The following is a 15417-nucleotide window of genomic DNA, read 5'->3' as shown; positions in this document are numbered from 1 at the left end:
CAATACGTTAGGCCAGGAAGCTATTGCTTATGAATTGTCTGCGGGCGGGTTGGGGGCCGCTTCCGGTTCCTGGTTGGGATCGAACAGGTCTGGGGCGGTTGTTTCTTCATTGCCCAACTTAAGCTCAGGAATAAAATCGGGTCGTTGGCTATTTTCCCAACCCACTGGTCGCTTGGAGTTGTACCAGGCAATCAAGCCAAGGGAGACTGCCGCGACTAATCCCACGGCATAGACCGCCACAAAATAGACAGGAAATTCCCCGGCAATGGCCAGGGGCAAGGCAAGGTTAAACATTCTTTTTTCCAGGAGCAAAACCGCTACACATGGTAGCAAGTTTTGACTGAAGAACCTAACGACACGGAAGACAAGTCTTCCCTTTGTCAACGACGACGCTCCTGGGCCAAGACTCGCTGATAGGCCAACCAACCCCCCAGGATCATAAAGACGGTAAAGATAGCTAGAAATTGCAGGTGGCCCTGAATGGTCGGCCAATCTTTCCCTTCAGCCCAGACTTGGGTTAAGGCCTCGGTCATATGGTAAACCGGATTGTAGCGGGCGATGGCCAGCAGGGATTTTGGAAAAATAGAACTGGGGAAAAAGGCCCCGCCGAGGATCATTAACGGCAGGCCAAGGGTTGCAACCAGGGCATTAACATCCTCTGTCCGCCGGGCCAATTGCGTGCCTAGGATAAAGCCGGCCCCAACGTAGGCGGCGACACTGAGCACCAAGATCGCTAATCCCAGGCCCCAATTCCCTTGGTAGGGGGCTCCCAATAGATAAACCAGTATTAACACCGCCAGGGTTTGCAGGAGAGCAATGCCCCCCAGGGCCAGGTAGATCCCCGCAAAATAGGCGCCACCGGAAAGCGGGGTGATCAGCAGGCGCTTGAGAGTATTTTGTTCTCGTTCCGCCACAATAATGGCCACGCTTCCCCCCAGACAACTGAAAAAGAAGGCCGCCCCCACCAGACTCGCCGGAGCCGCAAATTGCAGGGCCTCCGACAGTTCCAACTCGGCCCGGTCAGCAAAGATGATGCCATTCAGCAGTAACACCACCAAGGGAAACACCAGCCAAAACAGCAAACTGCGTTTACGATGCAGTAGCTCCCACCAGACCCGCTGGGCCACTCCCTGGACGGACTGCCAGAATTGCAGACTATTTGACATCCAATAACCCCTGTTCCTTGAGCTTGGGATTGAAGCGAATCTCTAACTTGGCCCCCCGGGCCTGGAGTTGGGCCAGCCGTTCCGCCTCTAGCCGTCGCGCCACCGTTTTTAATAGCTTCGCCTGGCCCAATTCATCGCTCTGGTCAAAGGTCAGACGTTCCGCCTCGGTCAGGGCCGGTGTAACCGGGATCGGCTGACACCAGAGGGCTTGGTCTTCTCCATTGCCGGTTGGCAAGGCCCCGTTTTCTGCAATCCAAGCCTGGCGAATGTCCTCTAGCACAGTCCGGCTCGGGCGTTCCACCCATTGCAGTTTGACCCAATAACAATTTTCTACTTGACGGACGAGGTGCTGGAGCAGGCTGGCCCGGACATCCCGAGAATAGCCAATGTACTGGAGGGCCTGTTGTTGGTCATAGATGGCATAGGCTCCGGTTTTTCCCTGCCAGTCAGGATTGAGATCCCCGGCATCGTTGAGGTAGGGCCAAAAGGGTAGATCGGCCAAGGCAGAATAGGTCATAGGTTTTCTCGATAGGTACGAATCATGGCCTGGGTTCCTTGGCCAAGGCCATGAGGTAGATCTCCCACTTGTTGAAAGCGTTGTTCGGCCAGGGCCACCCCCTGTAAGTTAAGGCCTTGGGTCTGGATGGTTGACTGCACTAAACGTAGGTCCTTAAGGATATGTTGCACCATGAAGCCCGGTTCCAGATTCCCGTCTAAAATTTTCGGCCCCAAATGGCTCAAGGCCCAGGAACCAGCGGCCCCCGTCCCACAAACCTGCACCACCAGTTGGGGGTCTAGGCCCTGGGCTTCGGCTAAGGTTAGGGCTTCGCATAATGCGACCATATGCAGGGCCGCCAAGACTTGGTTACAGAGTTTAACGGCCTGACCACTCCCCACCGGGCCACAGTAGGTAATATTTTTCCCCATGGCCTGGAGATAGGGCAGTACCTGGGCAAAATCAGTGGGATCACCCCCCACCATCATGGTTAGGGTTCCTTGCTGGGCCCCTACATCACCCCCAGAAACCGGGACATCCAAAAAACGAAGAGAACGTGCCTGGAGTTGCTGAGCCAGAAAGACAGCGGTTTCGCGGCCAATAGTACTAAAATCCACTACTAAGCTATGGGGCGGTGCATTCTCCAGAACTCCTCCTTCCCCCAGCAGAACAGCGGTGACATCCGGCACGTCTCCCAGGCAGGTAAAAATAATCTGGGCCTGGCTAACGGCCTCAGCTATACTGTTGGCTACCTTAGCGCCAGCCGCCTGGGCCAGCGTCAGGCCAGGACGGTCGGGGGTGCGATTCCAAACCGTTAGGGCATGGCCGTGACGGGCCAGGTTGGCGGCCATGGGAGCGCCCATCGTTCCCATCCCCAAAAACGCTACTGTGACAGAATTACTCATAACTGTTGACCTTGGTTTAGTCTGCACAAGGGTCTATCAGCTAGCAACATTGTTTCTGCTCTCTCTGGACGACGATCTAGTCAAAGGTAATCACGGTGCGGATGGATTTCCCCTGGTGCATCAGGTCAAAGGCCTGGTTAATCTCACTCAGGGGCAGGGTGTAGGTAATTAGATCATCAATATTAATCTTGCCGTCCATGTACCAATCCACAATTTTGGGCACATCTGTCCGGCCCCTGGCTCCGCCAAAGGCCGTTCCCTTCCAGACTCGTCCAGTGACCAATTGAAAGGGCCGAGTCGCAATTTCTTCCCCGGCGCCGGCCACCCCAACAATGGTGGAAACGCCCCAGCCCTTATGACAACATTCCAGGGCCTGACGCATCAGTTGCACATTGCCCACACATTCGAAGCTATAATCTGCCCCGCCCTTGGTTAGTTCTACTAAATAGACCACCAAATCCCCTTCCACGTCTTTCGGATTGACAAAATCTGTCATGCCAAATTTTTCTGCCAGGGCCTGTTTAGCCGGGTTAATATCCACCCCCACAATCTGGTCTGCCCCCACCATGCTGGCCCCTTGAATCACATTCAGGCCGATGCCTCCCAGGCCAAAGACGACGACCCGTGAGCCTGGCTCGACTTTTGCCGTATTGATCACCGCACCAATGCCCGTGGTGACACCACAACCGATGTAACAGACCTTATCGAAGGGAGCATCTTCCCGAATTTTAGCCAGGGCAATTTCCGGCACCACCGTATAGTTGGCAAAGGTGGAAGTGCCCATGTAGTGATAGAGCGGTTTCCCCTCAACGGAAAAACGACTGGTGCCATTGGGCATCACCCCCCGGCCCTGGGTCAGACGAATAGCTTGGCAAAGATTGGTTTTAAAACTCAGGCAATACTCGCACTGGCGACATTCCGGCACGTAGAGGGGAATGACGTGATCGCCGGGCTTGAGACTGGTAACGCCAGGGCCGACTTCCACCACTACGCCCGCCCCTTCGTGGCCCAAGATGGCAGGAAATAGACCTTCGGGATCTTTGCCCGACAGGGTATAGGCATCGGTATGACAAACACCAGTGGCCTTGATCTCCACCAGGACTTCTCCCGTTTGAGGCCCTTCTAGCTGAATCGTTTCGATACTGAGGGGTTTACCGGCTTCCCAGGCAACGGCGGCTTTGATGTCCATGGCAATTTTTTTCAAATAAGGCAAATCAGTCGAACCTATCTTAGTCGAGGGGGCCTCTTGTAAAAATTAAGTTTTTGATCGAAGTTTGCGGTCCCTCAAAAATTCCTGACTAACCCTCTTTCGTCACTTTCGGAGGACTCAGTCTACTAAAAAGCTTGCTGGATAAGCGTTTGGGGTATTGTGTAAACCAACAGAGACCAATCTGATTATTGATTCAAAATTATATCTGAAAGGCTTGCACTCAGGGGTTTTCGAGGTTCTTACTCAAGTCGGCTTTCCTAATCTGATGGAAGAGGGCTAAGCTGAAGGGGAATGCACCCTGGTTTGTTTGACATTCTTTTGTTCTATAAAACGGTCTTCCGGGACGGACTTTACTGCCTCGAAACTCTCAACTTTTACATAAACTTTAAAAATTCATCTATGGTCAACTCACAGTCTCTTAGGATTTGAAAGAATAGACCTTTTCCTATCGTTTCTTGGGCATGGACAGAACAGTCCTGCGTCCATCGGGATGAATCAGAAAATGGTGGCTTCCCTTCACGCGGATCACTGCAAAACCAGCTTTCTGCAAGGTTTTAACTATTTTTGTCCCGTAAAGGCTGAAAGGTTACTCATCGACGGATGGCAACTCTTTGAACGCCAACAAACTCAAGAGGGGGATTGGGCTCTTGTTCGACCTCTAAACAAAGTTCAATCGCTTCCTGAATTCTTTCCATGAGTTGATCTAGGCTTTTGGCCTGAGTATGACAACCTTTCAGTGAAGGAACAGAAGCTACCAAATACCCCTCTTTCGTCACTTTCGGAGGACTCAGTCTACTAAAAAGCTTGCTGGATAAGCGTTTGGGGTATTGTGTAAACCAACAGAGACCAATCTGATTATTGATTCAAAATTGTATCTGAAAGGCTTGCACTCAGGGGTTTTCGAGGTTCTTACTCAAGTCGGCTTTCCTAATCTGATGGAAGAGGGATATTTATTAGTGGATAACACTCTAGAAAAAATACAAGATTTAATACAAAGATTTGAATTTCAAATTGGAGAGCTTGGAAATGGTAGATTTGTAAAAAATATTTTTGATCTCTGTGTTGCTATTCAGTGTAATCGTTTATAGCCAATTCAAATAAGAATGGGACACTAACTGGCACAATATTCACGGATGATTTCGTCAATACTTTTCTCTCCATTGGCATTGATTCTTGCTCTCTTCAACGCCCCAAAGTCATGTTCAATGTCATTTAAATCAGGTGAGTATGTCGGCAGAAATAATACCTTGTGCCCGGCTTCCTCTACTAACTGTCTTATTGTATTCTTTCGGTGAATTGGTGCATTATCCATTATTAAGACTGATAGCCCTTTTAAATCTGGTAACAAATGATATTTTAACCATCCCTCAAACCCTTCTGCATTTAGACTCCCCATAAATAACATTGGCGCTATAAAGTCTTTTACTCCTTTTCTTCTTCCTGCCACTAAATTTTCTTTCTTTCCTCTTCTACCCTGCTTTTCTCCATAGATTCTTTTCCCTCTTTTTGACCATCCATATATCGATGATACAAACTCCTCAAACCCCGCTTCATCTATAAACACCAGGCTTGCAATACCGTAAATCTTCACCAACTCTCTTAGCTCTCTATAGTATTTTGCTCTTTCACCGTGATTTCTTTCTTGATAGCGAAGTTGTTTTTTTTTGCGTGATTTTCATCTTCTTAAATCTGTAGCACAGAGAACTTGAAGTAACACCGAATTTCTGGGCTCGTTCCTTCAAGGGGATGTCGGGATTTTTCTTTACATCTTCTTCGAGTTCTTTAATGTCTACTTTTTTCTTACGATGCTCTACCTTGGTGGGAGCAAGGTCTTCCCTATCAAGCCATCGATAAATGCTAGATCTGCCGACCTTGAATATTTGCGCCGCTTTTGTTACACTACCACCAGCTTCGATAAAGTTAATGACCTTTTGTCGCGAATCAAGGCTGTGAGCCATAATCAGTTTTTTCCGAAAGGAGTCCAGCAGTCATTGTAACGGAATTTCATAACCAACTGTCCCACTCTTAATCGAATTGGCTATAGCAATATTAGCTAAGCCGTCAAAGGAAGACTTAAAAACCTTCCTTGCGGCTGATATTCCAACTTACGATCAACTGGAACAGTACCTTCTTTAAGATTGACCAATGCGCTCAATGCCATCAATGCTTATGCATCTAGCCACTGACAGTGTCTCTGTCGGTAAATCGACCTGGCCTTATTTCTGAAGCACGAGGTTATCTCGATGGATCACCGTCTCTGGCCCTTGGTAGCCCAAAATCACGGCAATCTCCTCGGAACGACGACCTTGAATACGACTGAGTTCTGAACTCGCATAATTGCTTAGGCCTCGGCCAATTTCCAGGCCCTGGAGGTCGCAGATCTGTACTGCATCATCAGCCTGGAAGTCGCCGTCCACTCGTACCACCCCCGCCGCCAAGAGGGATTTCCCCCCCTGACACAGGGCCTGGACGGCCCCCGCATCGATGAAGACTTTCCCTCCCGGTACTAGGCCAAAGGCAATCCAGCGTTTCCGAGCATTTTCCGGGCGGGGCTGGGCCTCAAATTGGGTTCCTAGGGGTTCTCCCGCCAAAATGTTGAGGATATTTTGGGGATTACGGCCGTAGGTAATGGCAGTACGGACACCGGATTCACTGGCAATGCGGGCGGCAGTCAGTTTGGTCTGCATCCCTCCCGTTCCCCAGGCCGAGCCGGTGCTATGGGCCGATACCTGGAGTTGGGATAATTCGCCGGCACTGACCAAGGGAATGGGCCGAGCCGTGGGATCGAGGCGGGGGTCTGCAGAATAGAGCCGATCCACATCAGTCAGAATAAACAGCCAATCCGCTTCGACTAAACTGGCCACCAGGGCCGACAGGGTGTCATTATCGCCAAATTTAAGTTCATCAATGGCCACCGTATCATTCTCATTAACAATGGGAATCACCCCCAGTTCAAACAGGGCCTGAAAAGTGTTGTAGGCATTGACGTAACAACTGCGGTCAATTAATTCCCGTCTTGTCAGCAGAATCTGGGCCATGGGTTGGCCCAAACTACTAAATAAATCGTCATAAATACGCATCAATCGGCCCTGGCCCACGGCAGCAATGGCCTGTTTCATGGCCATCTGTTTAGGACGCTCGCTAATACCCAGACGACCACAACCGACCCCCACTGCTCCAGAGGACACCAGAACAGGATGATGGCCCGCTTGCCGCAATTGACAGAGGGTTTCGACCAGGGCCGCGATGGTGGAAAGGGCTAGTTGACCATTGGCCGTTTGGGTCAGACTAGAGGTACCAATTTTAATGACTAGGGTTTGTGCCATAGATTATTCCGTCTGGCCTTCAAAATTTTCATCCAGAAGTTGGGCAATGCTAAAGGGACAGATTTCGGGATATTCGACATCAGCGGGAACCCGTACCCCAAAACTGGCTCGTTTTCCTTCTCGGATAGCCAATTTGCGGGCATTGCCATAGACTTTTGCGATAGCCGTTGCGAGATGGGATTGGAGAGAGGGGATTTCAGCTAAATCGTAAAGAATGCGTTGCCGATCTTCACTAACGGAATTGAGCCAACTCACTTTCATGGTTTCCGGTGCATTGTTTTGAACTCGGAGCTTAAGCAAATGGGCTATTAAAATCAAAAGATTACTTTCGAGGGCCCGCTGGTTGGATTTTCCCAAATCGTTTAACTCCTCGATTAAATGCTCCAGATCCAGTTGGATAAATTGTTGATCTTTAAGATTCTCAATGGTTTGTTTTAGCCATTCTTGAAAATCCTGCTCATAGAGTTCTTTTTGCATCCGGCCCTCATGATTTTTTAAAAACTATATTTTGGCGAACCAGTCTAAATCAACTTCCACAGACTCAATCATCTTGATTTTGACGCCTAAGCCTAATTCTTTTAATCGAGCGACTAATTGTTCTCCATCGATCAAATCAATCGGTGGGGCCCCATCCCTGGTGGCTTCTTTAATGGCATCTCTCGTGAAAGTTCCTGTTGTGATTAATAAACCTTTATCAGTCCGTCCTTGCATGGCCCCGCGAAAATCTCGAATCTGGCTGGCAGTTACTGAACCTTGATATCGTTTGCATTGAAATAAAACATGAAAACTAAGGAAACCATTGATTCGAGCAATTCCTACGCCATCAATACCACCGTCACCAGATTTACCTGTAACTTGTACTTGTACAAAGCCTGATTCCCGAAGCAATCTTTGTACCAGCCTTTCAAACGTGCCCGGACTAAGACTGAGTAGTGCTTGATGTAATTGTTGATGCCACTCCAGTTCTTCTAGGGTTTCTGGCAACTCGGTGTTACTGCTTAAATCATTATTATTGTTTTTATCAGTCTTTATCTTCTCCCTTTTATCACTATCTCGGACAAATTCAACAATGTCTCTAGCCTGTAATTTTCTCAAGTCCAGGGATGTCGAGACCAAAGACCAAACGCCACGAGCTGAATTTTCTAGTAAGCCGAATTTTTTTAAGTAGGTGCGACTCCAGGCTAGACGATATTCAACTTCTGTTTGTGAACTGTTGCCATGGGTAATTTCCAAAATAAGATCTGGAATAGCTAAAATTTCTATCACTTTTTCATAAATTTCTTCCGTTGTCCCCGATCCCCCCAAGCTCTCTAAGGCCTGAATCGTGGGTAAAAGCATCGAGTCATAGGTGGGCACGGCTAGCTTAGTGTGCTTCATGCAAGAACTTCGTTGAACGTTAGGGGTTCAGAGACAATGAAAAAAATGGGGAATTAGACTGATCGGGCCTGTAAATCCATGATGTAGACCCGAAACCGTTCCAAATCCGCTTGGATCGTTGATTCCACCACTCGGCCCAAAAAGAGATTATCCATAATTTGGCCCAGCCAGCCAGGAATGGCATAGGCCACGGTCAAACGGACAATGCTTTTACCATGGCGGTCATAGAAACGCACGGCCCCCCGATTAGGCAGGCCATCCACCGATTCCCATTGGATAATTTGCTGGGGAACTAACTTGAGAATGCGAGACAGCCAGGTGAATTCAAAACCCGTACTAGCGAGCTTCCAGCGGGAAAGGTCAGGATTTTCCTCCAGCACCTTCACCGACTCAATCCACTTCATCCAGCGGGGCATCTGCTCCAGATCAGACCAGAGACTCCACACCAACTCAATGGGGGCCTCGACTTCCACTTGCACACTATGTTCTAACCAGTTAGCCATTGTTTTGATGGGTGGGGAATGGGGGGAACTACTTTGCCTGTAGGATAGCCTGGGCCGCTTGTCGTCCCGAAATCGTGGCGCCTTCCATACTATCGATGTAATCCTGTTGGGTGTAACTACCCGCTAGGTAGAAATTAGGTATCGGGGTGGCTTGACTGGGCCGATAGGCATCCATGCCGGGGGCCTCCCGGTAGAGGGATTGGGCCAATTTCACGACGTTGTACCACGTCATGTTTAAGTCCTGGGCCGAGGGAAAAAGAGCCTTGACCTGTTTAAGTACCCGGTAGGCAATGGCCTCGTTATTTTCTTTGATAAAGGGATCACCAGGGGTCAATACTAGTTGCATTAGAGACCCTTGGCCCTGGCGGTAGTAGTCCGCGGGACTGGTCAGGGCCAGATCGGCAAAACAGGAAAATTCGGCATCAGGGGTATAGAGCAAATTATCTAGGCCCGCAGCCTGTTGCAGTTGGTGGCGCTTTTCTGGGTCGTGGAGTTCCGTTACCCAGCCATCAAACCGCAATTGCACCGTGGCCACCGGTACCGCTTCCAGTTTGTAAATATGGTCGAAAAAGGGCCAGCGTTGACGCCAAGCTTCTGGGAGTAGGCGTTGGATGCCCGGCACATCACAGGCACAAACGTAGGCATCGGCGGTGATGGTTTCAACCTTTTCGCCATCGGCAATAGCCAGGCCAGTGATGTGGGTTTGGCCCTCTAATTCTTCGGTGTAAATATCCCGTACTTGGCGACGGGTATGGATTTTGGCCCCCCGTTGTTCGAGGTAATCCAGAATCGGTTGGTGAAGATATTCGTGGGGAGAGCCTTCTAGCATACGCAGGACAGAGGCTTCCGTTTTGGCCGCAAAAAACTGAAAAATGGTCAGCATACAACGGGCCGAGATGGCCTCGGTATCAATAAAGCCCAGGGCATAGGCAATGGGGTCCCACATTTTTTTCAAACTACCGTCATTGCCCCCATGGCTCCGAAACCAATCGGCAAAACTAATCCGGTCTAGGGCTCGAATGTCGCGCATGGCTCCGTTAAAATCCACCAGGCCTCGCACAATCGGACTCGTCCCCAGGGCCAGGGAATTGGCTAACTTATCCACGGTGGACAACTGGGAGGTGGTAAAAAAGGCCTTGAGGCCATTGAAGGGAGCACCAGTAATGAAGCGAAAATCCAGTTCCCCCAAGCGGCCTCCCCGATTAACAAAGGTGTGGGTATGCTCTTTGAGACGTAAATTTTGCAAGGCCCCGACTTTCTCCATCAAGGCAAACAAATTGTAGTAACAGCCAAAGAAAACGTGCAGGCCCATCTCAATATGGTTGCCATCACCATCGACCCAACTGCCGACCTTACCGCCAACAAAGGGGCGGGCTTCAAAAATTTCGACTTGCCAGCCGGCATCAACTAAATCAATAGCGGTGGCCATTCCCGCTAATCCGGCCCCAACAATTGCCGCTCGCATGGTGCTACTTGTATCCTGACTGTGACGGTTAAACTTTACAAATTTTAACTCACCCTTGGAATCCCTAACCGTTGAAGACGCTCCAAGTCGGAGAACAGAGGCAGGAAACGCCGTGCGCTATCTTTGCCAGTAGCGCCTAGCTTAGAGTCGTCATGGACTGGTTGCGACGGATAAAGGGATCGAGTTGTTCAAAATTCAGTCCGTAGGTCAGGGCCGGTTTGTCGTAGCCCTTCAATTCCGTTTCGTAGGGCCGGAAAAATTGGGCTAGTTCTTGGAAATTTGCCAAGTAGCTGTAGGTTTTTTCCCCAATGGCCACATCAAAGCCGGCGGTTTTGGTGATGGACTCCAAACGAAAGGCCGCGTTAACCGTATCACCAATGGCCGTGTAGTCGGGATGGTCGCCACTGCCGGTATTGCCCACCATGGCGTAGCCCGTGTTTACCCCAACCCCAATTCTGAGAGGGAAAGGCACGGGATATTGTTGACTCAACTTTGTCGTACTCTGATTGAGGCGATTAATGGCCTGGAAAATCCGCAGAATATCCTCGGGAGTAACGTCATCCTGAGCATGGAACCAGATGGCCATGACTGCATCTCCAATGTACTTATCCACCCAACTGCCCGCATCCCGCAAAATATCACCGGCCTGGCGGAACCAATTGCCAATCAAAATAGAAAGCATGGTTTCATCTAATTGACGCGTTAGCCCCGTAAAATTGCGCATATCCGCCACCATCACCGACATCAAGCGACGCTCGTGGAGAGCACTAGTTTGGGTTTCGTGGGCAGAACGGAGAAAAATACCGCTTGGAGGGCCCTCGTGTTCTGAGGCGTAGAATTTCGCTTCGGTTTTGCCAAAGGTGATTTGGTCTCGGTTTTTTAGTAGGACTGGAATACTGACTCGGCGTCCATTGACGAAGGTGCCATTGCGACTTCCCAGATCAATCAGTAAAAACTCTCCGGTTTCTGTGGCCTGAAGAATTGCATGGTTGCGAGAAATCGTATGGTCGGCGATGACAATGTCATTATCTTGGTAGCGTCCAACCGTCCAGTAGGTTTTGGACGACAATGAAATCTGTTGATTGCCGTTCAGGGAGGTTAACAGGAGAGAAGCTGAGGTTTTAGTATTTTCCACAAAACAGTGAAGACAGTAACTAGGCCAGGATAGCGGCTAGCAAAAAAAGACTATCAACGAGGATGGTGCTTAAGATAGCACCCGCCAAGGCCCACCAGTGGGGTTCGTTTTTCTGTAAGGCCCAGGTACCTAGACCCAATAATAAACCAACCAAAGCAATCCCCCAACTGACCCCCCAGAAAGTTTGAATTTGTTCTAGGGCCTGGTGCAAGATAGGACTAATCAACTCCGGGGAAGCGACCATCAATTGTCGCCAGGCCGGAATCAGGCCCGTTAGGTAGAAGTAAACATCGGTAATCGCCGTTCCCAGTAAAGAACCTAGGTAGAAAAAATGTCCCACCCGGCCCCAGCCCCGAGCAATGCCCCACAGGGCCAGGGGCAGACCCAACGCTTCAATGGGGAGATGCACTAGGGGTTCCCAACGAAACCAGCCCCAGTAGAGGGCCCCGGTCAGCCAACTCCAACTAAATCCGATCAGGAGATCGCCCCAGAGCTGGGTTTTACTGGATTGAAGAAGGACAACGGCTAAACCGACCCAGCCCAAGGTCAGCCCCAGGCCTAGCCAGGGCCATTCTCGCACCAGGGGGGCTTGGATAAAGACGGGAACCGAGACCAGAAAGCCCGACGCCAGGAGGACTTGGAACAGCACCTGGGAAAAGAGGCGGCTCCCTCGGCCGACAGGGAAGCTATCGTAGCGAGACCGGAGAGCGTATTGGGTAATAACCGTTGTCAGTAGGGGAATCACAAAAACCGAAGTTAAAAAGCGTTAGTTTATAAAGATAGACTGGAAGGCAATCTTAAGTTTTGTTACTTTACTTAATCTATCGCAATACGTGAAAGGTGGCCATGGTCACTAAGAGAGGCCCTTGGCCCTGGGGTCAATGGCAGGACAGGGCGAGTTTCTTGATACGATAAGGAAATTTGGGATAACTCCAGCGTTTAAGGATCACACCATTATGTTTTTTAAAAATTCCCTATCTCGCCTCTTGGCCCTTGTCCTGGTTGTGGTCATGGGCCTGATGGGTTGTTCTAGTGGCACCGGCCTCACGGGTAACTACAGTCAAGACACCCTGACGGTGATTGAAACCCTTACCACTGCCCTCGATTTATCCAGCGATGCCTCTAATCGTGCTGAAGTTCAGGAGTTAGCCCGTGCTCAGATCAATGATTATATTTCCCGCTATCGCCGCGAAACGAAATCCGGTGGGCTACGTTCCTTTACGACCATGCAAACAGCCCTCAACTCCCTCGCTGGTTATTACACTGCCTATGGTTCTCGACCGGTACCAGAAAAACTGAAGAAGCGCCTTAAACAAGAATTTGTCCAAGCCCAACGCTCGGTGGAACGGGGAGTCTAGCGCCCTAATCGCCTGGGTTTCCGGCCCCGGCCCTGGCCATTGAAACCCAGAGTCTCTCCCGTCCTCCAAATCCTGCTATAAAATGAGAGGGGCGAAGCAACTGATTAGCCCTGGTGGTGGAGGTTACGGTCTTGGACGAACTGCGGTCAGCCCTGGAGTTAGCCACGGAAGATGAGCTCAAACAGCTAACCCAAATTCTTTTTTGTCGAAAATTTAATCCCCTGGATTATCTACAAACGCCCCGGCCCATTGAAGTCCAGAGCCAGGACTGGCAGACTTGGCTGGATTCGTTGGAGGAGCGTTTTCGCTACCTAGCCGCTGATGGTCTAACGGTGATTAAGGGGAAAAGCCAGGAGTTTAGCTATCGTCAGGCCTTGATTCGAGTCTGCCAATACCTGAAAATTCCCTACGCCCAACAGATGGCCACCACGGAGATTGAAGCGGAGATTTTTCTGCATTTGGTCAATCAGGCCTGGAAAAAGCTGCCTAAGACCGAGCAAAAGTCCCTAATTATCCGTATCCAGAAATCCCTAGACCGTTGTCCTCTGCCGGAAGCGCTCCCTGTTCAACTCCAGCACAATCCCGTGGATTTACTGCTCAAGGGCAGTGGGGCCATTGCTGTCAGTGCTGTTTTGAGGCCTCTCCTGCTCAAGCGGATTCTTCAAGAATTCACCCTCCACCTCGCTCAATACCAAGCCGCCCAGTTTGCTCTCGTCCGGGGAGGGGCCCTTGCGGCGTCCCAGGTACAAAGTCAATTAACCTTGCAAACGGCCCGTCAAGGCATGGCGATGACAGCGGCTCGCTACGGGGCCGTCAAAACGGTCTTTTCGTTTCTTGGCCCGGCCCTCTGGGGTTGGTTTTTGGCGGATCTCGGTTGGCGTGCCATTACCACCAACTACGGGCGCATCATCCCGGTCATTGTCTCCTTGGCCCAAATTCGCCTCACCCGAGCCGAGGCCTGGCAATTAGCCTAACGATTAGCAAAGGACAATAACTTTGAGCCTAACCACCCAGGCACCTGTTTCCCCAGCTTACCCACGGGAATGGCGGGCAATTCAATGGGGTATCCTCTGGCTGCCCTTTAATCCAATCATGGCCTTACTGGGGCTATTGTTTGCGCTGTTTAGTCTTTGGAAACAGGCCTTTCGTCCTCTGGTAGCAACTCCCATGGCCAAGGGATTTGCACTACTCAGTGTTTGGTTGGTACTAACGACGCTAATGGCAGAGCACAAAGGGGAAGCCCTGCTCGGTCTGGCCAACTTTTTGCCCTATTTCGCGCTTTTTTTGGCTTATCGTCTGGTTTTTCGTCATTTCTCTCAACTCCGTTATCTGGCTTGGATACTCAGTTTGTCAGCGCTGGTGCTGGTGATTTTAGGGCTTGGTCAAATCTACGGTGGCTGGGCCACACCGGCCTGGCTGAGTGTCCTAGGAACAAATCTCGTGGCTGAGGGCCGTCCTGAAGGGCGCATGTCGTCTCTGCTGATGTACGCCAACCTGTTTTCAGCCCATTTGCTGATGGTTTTGCCCCTCAGTCTTGGCCTGCTGATAGACCAATGGCGCTTTGGCCAGGCCCTGTCCGACAAGGCCCATTGGAGAGGACTGGCCGGCTTAGGTTTAATCTGCTTCGCTGAAATTGTGGCTCTGTTTTTGACCGATTCTCGCAGTGCCTGGGGCCTGACGGCGTTAATCCTGGTGGCTTATGCTTTGTATTTAAGTTGGTACCGCCTAGTGGCCCTGATCGCAGGAGGAGCCGGCCTGGTTCTCTGGTCGGCCTTTGGCCCTTGGGGGCGAGAACCACTACGGCAGATCATTCCTCGTTATTTTTGGGCCCGTTTATCTGACGAACTCTATCCCGACCGCTACAAAACGGCCTTTCGCAGTACCCAATGGGATTTTGCCCTGCAGATGCTGAGCCAACGACCCCTGACAGGTTGGGGCCTGCGGAATTTTACGCCCCTCTACCAGGCCGCCATGAACGTCTGGCTAGGCCATCCCCATAGTTTGCCCCTGATGCTGTTGGCAGAAATTGGCATTCCTGGAACGCTACTATTCCTTGGTTTAGTCGGCTCAGTTTTATATCAGGCGACTCGCCTCTGTTGGCGCCTTGGTCAGCGAAGAGAACACAAGCACCGTCAACGTCTCCACTTGCTTCTATTTGCCTATCTCCTGGCCTTTGGCAGTGTGACGTTGTTTAATCTATTTGATGTCACCCTCTTTGACCTCCGGGTTAATCTGTTGGGATGGATTTTGCTGTCAGCGATTGCGGGAGTAAGCCAAGGCCCTTTCCCTCGGCCCACCCACGACGACAAACTGAGTACATAGCCGTTAACAGCAGATTGTATTGAGGGGCTCCGTAGGATAATACTTGACTGTAAATATTTGTGAAAATCAAGACAGTAGAAAATGCTGTAAAGTTTTCTCTGACTATAATGCCAGGCGAAAGGGAAAAAGCTGGATATCTTGGCAAAAATCTTGA

The 15417-nt window shown here is 50.4% G+C and carries 17 protein-coding genes and 1 pseudogene; 4 read left to right on the top strand and 14 right to left on the bottom strand.

From position 1 onward, the window contains the following. Positions 1 to 27: 27 nt before the first annotated feature. The 6 genes from ABXS88_RS05175 to ABXS88_RS05150 all read right to left on the bottom strand — a co-directional run bounded on the left by ABXS88_RS05175 (position 28) and on the right by ABXS88_RS05150 (position 4339). A complete protein-coding gene (locus ABXS88_RS05175) occupies positions 28 to 294 on the bottom strand; it encodes a hypothetical protein (RefSeq protein ID WP_353674115.1) in 267 nt (88 codons plus the stop codon). Between the two features lie 86 nt (positions 295 to 380). After that, positions 381 to 1166 carry an ABC transporter permease gene (locus ABXS88_RS05170; RefSeq protein ID WP_353674114.1) on the bottom strand — a complete coding sequence of 262 codons (786 nt, stop codon included), beginning with the start codon at positions 1164 to 1166 and terminating at the stop codon, positions 381 to 383. Next, on the bottom strand, positions 1156 to 1683 hold the full coding sequence (locus tag ABXS88_RS05165) for a GIY-YIG nuclease family protein (RefSeq protein WP_353674113.1): 528 nt from the start codon (positions 1681 to 1683) through the stop codon (positions 1156 to 1158). Before ABXS88_RS05165 ends, ABXS88_RS05170 begins: the two co-directional genes overlap by 11 nt. Then, positions 1680 to 2567, bottom strand: a complete 888-nt coding sequence (locus tag ABXS88_RS05160) for an NAD(P)-dependent oxidoreductase (protein ID WP_353674112.1) — start codon at positions 2565 to 2567, stop codon at positions 1680 to 1682. The genes ABXS88_RS05165 and ABXS88_RS05160 overlap by 4 nt, the downstream gene beginning before the upstream one ends. 76 nt (positions 2568 to 2643) lie before the next feature. Beyond that, a complete protein-coding gene (locus ABXS88_RS05155; protein WP_353674111.1) occupies positions 2644 to 3756 on the bottom strand; it encodes an S-(hydroxymethyl)glutathione dehydrogenase/class III alcohol dehydrogenase in 1113 nt (370 codons plus the stop codon). A 466-nt stretch (positions 3757 to 4222) separates the two neighbouring features. Beyond that, a complete protein-coding gene (locus tag ABXS88_RS05150) occupies positions 4223 to 4339 on the bottom strand; it encodes a type II toxin-antitoxin system HicA family toxin (RefSeq protein WP_353674781.1) in 117 nt (38 codons plus the stop codon). A 373-nt stretch (positions 4340 to 4712) separates the two neighbouring features. Between ABXS88_RS05150 and ABXS88_RS05145 the strand changes: the two genes are divergently transcribed. Beyond that, complete coding sequence (locus ABXS88_RS05145) at positions 4713 to 4865, top strand: hypothetical protein (protein ID WP_353674110.1); 153 nt, start codon at positions 4713 to 4715, stop codon at positions 4863 to 4865. 23 nt (positions 4866 to 4888) lie between these two features. On the opposite strand, the pseudogene ABXS88_RS05140 reads toward ABXS88_RS05145, so the two are convergent. From ABXS88_RS05140 to ABXS88_RS05105, 8 genes and pseudogenes are all read right to left on the bottom strand, one after another. After that, positions 4889 to 5735 (bottom strand): annotated as a pseudogene (locus tag ABXS88_RS05140) (IS630 family transposase). Between the two features lie 258 nt (positions 5736 to 5993). After that, positions 5994 to 7103 (bottom strand): glutamate 5-kinase, encoded by a 1110-nt coding sequence (gene proB / locus ABXS88_RS05135; RefSeq protein ID WP_353674109.1) that lies wholly within the window; start codon positions 7101 to 7103, stop codon positions 5994 to 5996. Positions 7104 to 7106: 3 nt separating this feature from the next. Then, positions 7107 to 7580, bottom strand: a complete 474-nt coding sequence (locus ABXS88_RS05130) for a DUF29 domain-containing protein (protein ID WP_353674108.1) — start codon at positions 7578 to 7580, stop codon at positions 7107 to 7109. Positions 7581 to 7604: 24 nt separating this feature from the next. Further along, positions 7605 to 8441, bottom strand: a complete 837-nt coding sequence (locus tag ABXS88_RS05125; RefSeq protein WP_353674107.1) for a restriction endonuclease — start codon at positions 8439 to 8441, stop codon at positions 7605 to 7607. A gap of 92 nt (positions 8442 to 8533) precedes the next feature. Then, entirely contained in the window at positions 8534 to 8983 is a 450-nt protein-coding gene (locus ABXS88_RS05120) for an SRPBCC family protein (RefSeq protein WP_353674106.1), read from the bottom strand. A 28-nt stretch (positions 8984 to 9011) separates the two neighbouring features. Then, on the bottom strand, positions 9012 to 10448 hold the full coding sequence (gene zds, locus ABXS88_RS05115) for a 9,9'-di-cis-zeta-carotene desaturase (RefSeq protein ID WP_353674105.1): 1437 nt from the start codon (positions 10446 to 10448) through the stop codon (positions 9012 to 9014). Positions 10449 to 10584: 136 nt separating this feature from the next. Further along, on the bottom strand, positions 10585 to 11583 hold the full coding sequence (locus ABXS88_RS05110) for an adenylate/guanylate cyclase domain-containing protein (protein WP_353674104.1): 999 nt from the start codon (positions 11581 to 11583) through the stop codon (positions 10585 to 10587). A 19-nt stretch (positions 11584 to 11602) separates the two neighbouring features. Continuing rightward, a complete protein-coding gene (locus ABXS88_RS05105; protein ID WP_353674103.1) occupies positions 11603 to 12328 on the bottom strand; it encodes a DUF3120 domain-containing protein in 726 nt (241 codons plus the stop codon). 211 nt (positions 12329 to 12539) lie between these two features. On the opposite strand from ABXS88_RS05105, the gene psb27 reads away from it, so the two are divergent. From psb27 to ABXS88_RS05090, 3 genes are all read left to right on the top strand, one after another. Further along, positions 12540 to 12941 (top strand): photosystem II protein Psb27, encoded by a 402-nt coding sequence (gene psb27, locus ABXS88_RS05100; protein WP_353674102.1) that lies wholly within the window; start codon positions 12540 to 12542, stop codon positions 12939 to 12941. A gap of 116 nt (positions 12942 to 13057) precedes the next feature. After that, positions 13058 to 13915, top strand: coding sequence for a YaaW family protein (locus ABXS88_RS05095; protein WP_353674780.1), 858 nt, complete (start codon positions 13058 to 13060; stop codon positions 13913 to 13915). Positions 13916 to 13937: 22 nt separating this feature from the next. Then, positions 13938 to 15263 carry an O-antigen ligase family protein gene (locus ABXS88_RS05090; protein WP_353674101.1) on the top strand — a complete coding sequence of 442 codons (1326 nt, stop codon included), beginning with the start codon at positions 13938 to 13940 and terminating at the stop codon, positions 15261 to 15263. Positions 15264 to 15417 lie beyond the last annotated feature (154 nt).

Source organism: Synechocystis sp. LKSZ1, assembly GCF_040436315.1.
Taxonomy (GTDB): domain Bacteria; phylum Cyanobacteriota; class Cyanobacteriia; order Cyanobacteriales; family Microcystaceae; genus Synechocystis.
This window is presented reverse-complemented; position numbering and strand designations above follow the sequence as displayed.